Annotated in this window: 9 protein-coding genes; 6 read left to right on the top strand and 3 right to left on the bottom strand. The window is 62.4% G+C overall.

Translation table 11 applies throughout. The annotated features are described in order from the left end of the window. Both GY769_04330 and GY769_04325 read left to right on the top strand, forming a co-directional pair. A partial coding sequence (locus tag GY769_04330) for a hypothetical protein (GenBank protein MCP4201142.1) occupies positions 1-1,225 on the top strand: 1,225 nt, incomplete at its 5' end. A gap of 21 nt (positions 1,226-1,246) precedes the next feature. Beyond that, positions 1,247-1,657, top strand: a complete 411-nt coding sequence (locus tag GY769_04325; GenBank protein MCP4201141.1) for a hypothetical protein — start codon at positions 1,247-1,249, stop codon at positions 1,655-1,657. Positions 1,658-1,908: 251 nt separating this feature from the next. Here the strand turns inward: GY769_04325 and GY769_04320 are convergent, their stop codons facing one another. Then, a complete protein-coding gene (locus GY769_04320; GenBank protein ID MCP4201140.1) occupies positions 1,909-2,685 on the bottom strand; it encodes a hypothetical protein in 777 nt (258 codons plus the stop codon). A gap of 75 nt (positions 2,686-2,760) precedes the next feature. On the opposite strand from GY769_04320, the gene GY769_04315 reads away from it, so the two are divergent. Next, positions 2,761-3,567 carry an FkbM family methyltransferase gene (locus tag GY769_04315; GenBank protein MCP4201139.1) on the top strand — a complete coding sequence of 269 codons (807 nt, stop codon included), beginning with the start codon at positions 2,761-2,763 and terminating at the stop codon, positions 3,565-3,567. A 53-nt stretch (positions 3,568-3,620) separates the two neighbouring features. Here the strand turns inward: GY769_04315 and groL are convergent, their stop codons facing one another. Together groL and GY769_04305 are read right to left on the bottom strand one after the other, a co-directional pair. Beyond that, positions 3,621-5,273 carry a chaperonin GroEL gene (gene groL, locus GY769_04310; GenBank protein ID MCP4201138.1) on the bottom strand — a complete coding sequence of 551 codons (1,653 nt, stop codon included), beginning with the start codon at positions 5,271-5,273 and terminating at the stop codon, positions 3,621-3,623. Positions 5,274-5,320: 47 nt separating this feature from the next. Continuing rightward, positions 5,321-5,611, bottom strand: a complete 291-nt coding sequence (locus GY769_04305) for a co-chaperone GroES (protein MCP4201137.1) — start codon at positions 5,609-5,611, stop codon at positions 5,321-5,323. 216 nt (positions 5,612-5,827) lie between these two features. Here GY769_04305 and GY769_04300 point away from each other — a divergent pair, with 216 nt between their 5' ends. The 3 genes from GY769_04300 to GY769_04290 form a co-directional block, all read left to right on the top strand. Beyond that, on the top strand, positions 5,828-6,439 hold the full coding sequence (locus tag GY769_04300) for a sigma-70 family RNA polymerase sigma factor (GenBank protein ID MCP4201136.1): 612 nt from the start codon (positions 5,828-5,830) through the stop codon (positions 6,437-6,439). 353 nt (positions 6,440-6,792) lie between these two features. Further along, a complete protein-coding gene (locus GY769_04295) occupies positions 6,793-7,098 on the top strand; it encodes a hypothetical protein (GenBank protein ID MCP4201135.1) in 306 nt (101 codons plus the stop codon). Positions 7,099-7,276: 178 nt separating this feature from the next. After that, positions 7,277-7,800, top strand: a 524-nt coding sequence (locus GY769_04290; protein ID MCP4201134.1) for a polysaccharide biosynthesis protein, incomplete at its 3' end; no start/stop codon positions are given.

Below are 7,800 nucleotides of genomic sequence, written 5' to 3'. Positions count from 1 at the left end.
TCCCTACGGCGAGCCGAAGTACACCCAGGAGATCCTGGACAAGCTTCTCGACCTCAAGGAAGACGGTTCCTTCCGCATGGACATGTCCTACTTCAACTACTGCCAGGGTCTCACCATGACCTCGCCCAAGTTCCACGATCTCTTCGGCGGGGCGCCCCGAAAGCCGGAAGCGGAGCTTACCCAACGCGAGATGGATCTCGCGGCCTCGGTGCAGGTCGTGACCGAAGAGATCGTGCTGCGCATGGGCCGCCACCTTCACCGGGAGACCGGGGAGAAGAATCTGGTGCTCGCCGGAGGTGTCGCCCTGAACTGCGTCGCCAATGGCAAACTCCTGCGCGAAGGCCCGTTCGAGAACATCTGGATTCAGCCGGCCGCCGGCGACGCCGGCGGCGCTCTCGGCGCCGCCCAGTTCGTCTGGTATCAGCTGCTCGACAACCCCCGCAGGCCGGGCGTCCCGGACGGTCAACAGGCCTCCCTGCTGGGACCGTCGTTCTCGGCGGACCGGATTCGCGGCCACCTGGACGAGGTTGGCGGTGTCTACCGCGAGTTCGAGAATCACGGCGAGCTCGTCGACGAGGCCGCGCGCCTCATGGCCGGCGAGAAAGTCGTCGGCTGGTTCGCCGGGCGAATGGAGTTCGGACCCCGGGCGTTGGGAGCCCGCTCGATCATCGGGGACGCCCGCAGCCGCAAGATGCAACTCACCATGAATGTCAAGATCAAGTTTCGCGAGTCGTTCCGGCCGTTTGCGCCGATCGTTCTGTCCGAGCACAATCACGAGTACTTCGAGTTCGAGCCCGGCCAGGAGAGTCCCTACATGCTGCTGGTGGCCGACGTCCGCGACGACAAGCGCCTGCCGCTCGACGGGGAAGCGGTCCAGGCTCAAGGCCTGGACAAGCTCAAGGTCGCCCGCTCCACGATTCCGGCGATCACCCACGTCGACAACTCGGCTCGCGTGCAGACCGTCGACGCCGAGCGCAAAGGCCCTTTTCGGCCGATCCTCGAGCGGTTCCACGAGCTCACCGGCTGCCCGGTCGCGATCAACACGAGCTTCAATATCCGGGGCGAGCCGATCGTGTGCACTCCCGAAGACGCCTACCGCTGCTTCATGGCCACCAACATGGACGTGCTTGTGCTCGAGAACTTCCTGCTTCTCAAAGAGGAACAGCCCGAGCTCCTGAGCCGGCAAGAGCAGCAGAAGTACATCGAGAGCTTCGATCTGGACTAGACCCTTCGAGCGGAGACTTTGATGATCGACCTGAACCTGAATCCGAACAAGAAGGAGTTGCGCCAGTTCTCCGTCGCCCTGATTGCTGCGACGGCCGTGGTTGGCGGACTCCTGTGGTGGAAGCTCGGCCCTAACCCCTGGTCCCAGGGACTGTGGATCGGCGGCCCGATCGCGGGCCTGCTCGGGCTTGCGGTTCCGATCGCGATCAAGCCCCTGTTCATTGCTCTTTCGGTCGTGGCCTTTCCCATCGGCATCGTTGTCGGGACCATCGCGCTGGCCCTCGTTTACTATTTGATGATCACGCCGATCGGCCTGATCTTCCGGCTGATCGGCCGAGATCCCCTGCACCGCGGCTTCGATCCGTCGTCTACGACCTACTGGATCGCGCGCAGGCAGAGCCGTGGCGTCGGTAGATATTTCCAGCAATTCTAGAGCCGCCCGAACGACACTTTCTGAGCTAGAATCACGCCTGACGGGGACCAAGCCATGCCGAGCAAGCACTCTTCTTCCGATTTTCATCGCGAGGCCTCAGCCGGCCGCCAGAGCTTCCTCAAGGAGTTCGGCCACTTCCTGATGGAGAACAAGAAGTGGTGGATGATCCCTATCCTCACGGTCCTGCTGCTGGTCGGCGTGCTCCTGATCGTCGGCGGCAGCGGCGTCGCACCGTTCATCTACACGCTGTTCTAGAGCGAGGCCTTCTGGTTCGTGGCCCGGCCCACGAGTGTCTCGAACCCGGCCTCCGGCTCTAGGTCCAGCTCCCGAAACAGTCTTCGAGCACCTGTCGAAGTGTTGAGCTGCCGGAGATCGACCTCGACCATCCTGATCTCCGGGAAGCTCTCTCTGTACCGGCGCGTGCGCGCCTCGACCTCGTCAAAATACCAGTCCAGAAGAGCGCTCTCGTAGCGGCGCATGAAGGCCGGCATCTTTCGACGACCACGACTCATGATCGCCATGACGCCCGGCCTCGCGACGGTGCGCGCCAGCGCACGATAGACGTGGAACCGAATCAGCGCCGGGCGGAAGGCCAGAGGTAGCGGGACCTGACGAGGCCTCGCCAGCGGCGTGATGATCCAGTCGTCGCCGGACCTCAAGAACGGACTCGAGAGGATCCTCTGAAAACTCCTCTTCAAGGCCTCCCGATCGCGTCGTAGCACGACAAGCGCCATCTTCTCCCGAGGCAACAGTTCGGGAAGCAGCCAGCCGAAGCCCTTGATGAAGCAGTGATTCGATTCGGCGTAGACGGTGCTGGAGCCCCGGCTGCGTTCGATCGCGGCGACCTTCTCCGGAAGTATCGATCTTAGAAGCGCTTCATCGCCGCGCAGGTATCTGCGCATTGCGCAACCGTTCATCACCGGCTCGGGCTCATGCATCGATACGCAGCCCCTCGCCTCGGACAACAGGAGGCTCAGATAATGCGAGCCCGCTCGACCGGGGTTGATGCTGAAGATGTACCGAATCACGCCGCCCGATCCCCGAGGGTCGTGTGCTAGCTTGCCGACTGTCGACTCTTCCGGCTTGCGCCCCGAACTTTCAAAATGGCTACCATCCGTTGGCTCAATCGCTTTCCCTGGTTGGCCACAGCCTATCGGAGACTGCGTGACGAGTCCCGGTTCAGAACGCGCTGCTACACGGCCACGGCGCGGGGTTTCGAGATCTCCGGAAACCGAGAGGTAGCGTCGGACGCTTTCGAAGCCGAGGAAGTCGAGCTCCTCGCGTCTCTCATGGAGACCGTGGATGTGTTCGTCGACATCGGCGCGAACGTCGGCTACTACACTCTGCTTGCTCGAACCCGCGGCGTCGAAGTCGTCGCCGTGGAACCCAATTCCGCCAACCTCCGCTACCTGGGAGCGAACCTGAAACGCAATGGCTTCACCGACGTCGAGGTCTGCTCGTTGGGACTGGCACATGAGGCCGGCGAGGCCGAGTTCTGGGGCGTGGGCGGAGGTGTTTCCACGACGCGCGACTGGAAGGGTGTCGACTCGCCCTATGTGGAGACCGTCAGCACGAGCACTCTGGACTTGCTCCTCGGAGATCGCTTCGCCGACCGCCGGCTGCTCGTGAAGATCGACGTGGAAGGGGCCGAGCTAGGCGTCCTCGAGGGTGCCCGCGAGACCCTGCAGCGGGCCGCACCCTCGGTCTGGATGGTCGAGACATATCTGGACCGGCCCCGCTCAGCCGCTGGGAATCCGCACTTTCTCGAGACGTTCGAACTGTTCTGGAAGCATGGTTTCAGTGCCCACGAAGCACGGCCGGCAAGGCGATCACTCGACCGAACCGAGGTGACTGGCTGGCTGTCCGGTTCCGGGACGCCGCCGTCGGCGAATTTCCTGTTCACGAAATAAAAAACGGCCCGGGTTGTCCCGGGCCGTTCGAAAGCTTACTTTCTGAGCGGGATTTAGTACATTCCGCCCATGCCACCCATGCCGCCCATGCCTCCAGGAGGCATGCCGCCCTCGCCGCCCTCTTCCTTCTCCTTGATCTCGGAGACCAGAGCCTCGGTCGTGAGCATCAAGCCCGCGATCGAAGAGGCGTTGAGAAGCGCGGTCTTGGTGACCTTGGCCGGATCGATGACACCGGCCTTGACCAGGTCCTCGTACTCATTGGTCTGAGCGTTGTAGCCGGTCGCGCCCTTGGTCGAGAACAGCTCCTTGACCACCACCGAGCCTTCCTGGCCGGCGTTGTTGGCGATCTGACGAGTCGGCTCCTCGAGCGCACGACGGACGATGTCGACACCCACCTGGAGGTCGCCTTCGACCTTGACGCCGTCGACCGCTTCGATCGCCCGCAGAAACGTAATCCCGCCGCCGGGCACGATGCCCTCTTCGACGGCCGCCTTGGTGGCGTGCATCGCATCCTCGACCCGAGCCTTCTTCTCCTTCATCTCGGTCTCGGTCGCGGCACCGACCTTGATCACGGCGACACCACCAACCAGCTTCGCCAGGCGCTCCTGGCGCTTCTCGCGGTCGCAGTCGGAGGTCGTCTCGCCGCGCTGGTTGCGGATCTGCTTGACCCGGCCGGCGATCGCGTCGCGACGCTTGGTGTCCTCGGAGTCCGTGACCAGAGTGGTCTCGTCCTTGGTGATGACGACCTTCTTGGCGTCGCCGAGATCATCCCACTGGACGTTCTCGAGCTTGATGCCGAGATCCTCGGTGATGACCCGGCCGCCGGAGAGGATCGCGATGTCCTCGAGCATGGCCTTCCTGCGGTCACCGAAACCGGGCGCCTTGACGGCGGCCACGTTGAGCGTGCCGCGCAGCTTGTTGACGACGAGTGTCGCCAGGGCCTCGCCCTCGATATCCTCGGCAATGATGAGGAGGGGCTTGCCCTGCTTGGCGGTCTGCTCGAGAATCGGCAGAAGATCCTTCATCGAGCTGATCTTCTTCTCATGGAGCAGGATCTTGGCGTCCTCCAGCACGGCCTCCATGCGCTCGGGGTCGGAAACGAAGTAGGGCGAGAGGTAGCCACGATCGAACTGCATGCCTTCGACGACCTCGAGCATGGTGTCCATGCCGCGAGCTTCTTCGACGGTGATGACGCCGTCTTTGCCGACCTTCTCCATCGCCTCGGCGATGATGCCGCCGATCTCGGGGTCGTTGTTGGCCGAGATCGTACCGACGTGGGCGATCTCAGCGCCCGAGACCGGCCTCGACATCTCGTCGATCGTCTTGATCGCAGCCTCCACGGCCTGCTCGATGCCGCGCTTCAGCTCCATCGGGTTGGCACCGGCGGTGACGTTCTTCGAGCCTTCGCGGAAGATCGCCTGGGCCAGAACGGTCGCCGTGGTGGTGCCGTCACCGGCCACGTCCGACGTCTTCGAGGCGACCTCGCGCACCATCTGCGCGCCCATGTTCTCGATCGGATCGCCGAGCTCGATCTCCTTGGCGACGGTGACACCGTCCTTGGTGATCGTGGGCGAGCCGAATTTCTTTTCGATGACGACGTTGCGTCCCTTGGGACCCAACGTGACCCTGACGGCGTCAGCCAGCTTGTTGACGCCGCTGAGGATGGCGCGACGCGCATCCTCGGAATAAGTAATCTGTTTTGCCATTTTCTGTGTCTATCCTCCTAGGATCTTCAGTTTCAATCCGCGGGCGCTCAGCCCACAACCGCGAGAATCTCGTCCTCGCGCAGGATCACGTAGTCCTCGTCGTCGATCTTGATCTCCGAACCGGAGTACTTGCCGATCAGGATGCGATCGCCGGCCTTGACGTCCATGGCCTGGCGCTCACCGCTGTCCTGGACTTTGCCCGGGCCCACGGCCACGACCTCGGCCTCCTGGGGCTTTTCCTTGGCGGTATCGGGGATAATGATGCCGCCGCGCACCTGCTCCTCTTGCGACTCGAGCCGCTTGACCAGGACGCGGTCGTGCAATGGACGAATGTTCACTGCCATAATTCTTTCCTCCTTGTTACCCGTCGTAAACGACTGATTAAACTGGACTTACTCGCAACTGTGAGAGCGGGAATTGGCACTCACCGCCCTGGGCTGCTAGCAAATTGTAGGGGGTATGCGGCGCAGAGTCAAGCCCTCTTCGCCATCGGATAAGCTGGTGGAACCTGTAACGCAGCTAGATGAGCATCGATTGAGGTTATTGAGCGAGACGTGAGCCACCGAAACGTCTCGGACCACCGTCGCATGGACCATGACTCAGGAGCCCTGGTGGGCGAGGCCTTTCGGCGCGGTTCGAGCGAAGGCGTCAAGGCGGTTCGTGATCGGGTTCGGCGGATCGTCGGATTTCGTGGCTATCGGATGTCGGCGGACGACAAGAAGGACCTTGAACAGGAAGTGATGACTCAGATCTGGCAGGCGGTGAATCGCTCCGGTTTCGATGCTGGCGACCGCTTCTGGGGCTTCGTCGAGGTCGTGACCGCGCGGCGCTGTATCGACTGGCTGAGAGGTCGAGTCACCCGCAACCGTGAGACCGAGCTCGACGAGCGGTTCAAAGACGGCTCGCGCAGCCCTCTCGGTACGGCGCTCGATCGGGAAAGGCATGAGATCGCACAGACGGCCCTAGCGCGGCTCGGAGAACCGTGTCGGAACCTGATCCAACTTCACTTCGCCCGCGACAAGTCCTACCGCGAGCTCGCCGTCCTGCTAGGCAAGAGTGAAGGAGCTCTCAGGGTACAAATGCATCGGTGCATCGCACGCACGCGAGACATCGTCGATGCGCTGAAAACCGAATCGCTGCGAGAAGCACAAACGGAGAAGAAATGAGCGCAGAGCATCCCAGTTACGACCTGCTCAAGAACCTTGCGGCCAAAGAGGACAAGGTACCGGCCGATGACCACGTCCGTAAGCATGTGGCCGGCTGTAGAGACTGCCAGACTTGGACCGATACCTACCGACTTCTCGCGCAAGCCCTTCCGAGCGAGGGGCATCCGCCAAGCGAACACTTGGCGCGCTATGCTGTACACCCCGAGCGGCTCTCCTCCACTGAACGCGAAGGCCTGGCAGACCACCTGAGCTCTTGTTCCGAGTGCCTGGAGCACCTGGAACTGACGGGGCAGGCCCTTGCAAACTCTCGCGGAGAAGTTCTTCGGTTCAGGACTTCCCCACGGACATTCCCGATGGCGACCCGCCTCGCTCTTGCGGCAAGCCTGATTCTGCTACTGGGACTCGCGTGGATGTTCCGCCCGACGGTGGGAACCAGCGAGATCGTCGTTTCCGAACAGCTATCTCACGAGCGCTTGAGCGGCATCCACGTTATCGAAGCCACCGGTTCGATCACCGCCGCCGCGGTAACAGTTGAAACAGGCGGAGACGTGACCTTTCGCGCCGGCGATGTGGTGGTCTTGAGCGACGGATTCGCCGTCGGCGACGGCGCCAGCTTCCAGATCGAGATCGCTCCACCGGCGGGCGAGAACAACGGCTGACCCTGACCGATCGTCCTTCTTGGCAGCGTTCGCGGGCTGGTGCCATCTCGCCTAGGCGGATAGAATTCCGCCTCTGACGCACCGACGACGAAAAGCCCGCTATGCGTTCGTCGGTGAGGATCACTCCCGATCAAGTACCCACACCCCGGACCGAACCCAACGAAAGAGCCGACAGACTATGGGAGCCTCGCAGTCGGAGCTCCGGGCTCTGTCGCTCATTGGGCGCAAGCAACCTGTGTTCGAGCAGGATCTCGAGCGCAATGAAGCCGAGCTAGCGGAACGCGTCCGTGATCGATCGTTCCTGGTCCTCGGCGGAGCCGGATCGATCGGACAAGCAGTGGTCAAGGCGCTATTCCAGCGTGCGCCCGGCCGACTCCACGTCATCGACATCAGCGAAAACAACCTTGTCGAATTGGTTCGCGATATCCGCAGCTCCTACGGCTACATCGAAGGGGACTTCCGAACGCTTCCGCTCGATATCGGCCAGGTCGAGTTCGAAGCTTTCATGAAGGCGTCGGACCGATATGACTACGTTCTCAATCTCTCGGCACTCAAGCACGTGCGCAGCGAGAAGGACCCGTACACGCTGATGCGAATGCTGGCGGTCAACATCCTCAACACCGAGGACACCTTGCGCTACGCCGCCGAGATGGGCGCCGATCGCTACTTCGCGGTCTCGTCGGACAAAGCCGCTAACCCAGC

The sequence above is a fragment of the bacterium genome, assembly GCA_024224155.1.
GTDB lineage: Bacteria > Acidobacteriota > Thermoanaerobaculia > Multivoradales > JAHEKO01 > CALZIK01.
The sequence above is the reverse complement of the archived record's forward strand: the minus strand, read 5'-3'. Positions and strand labels throughout refer to the sequence as shown.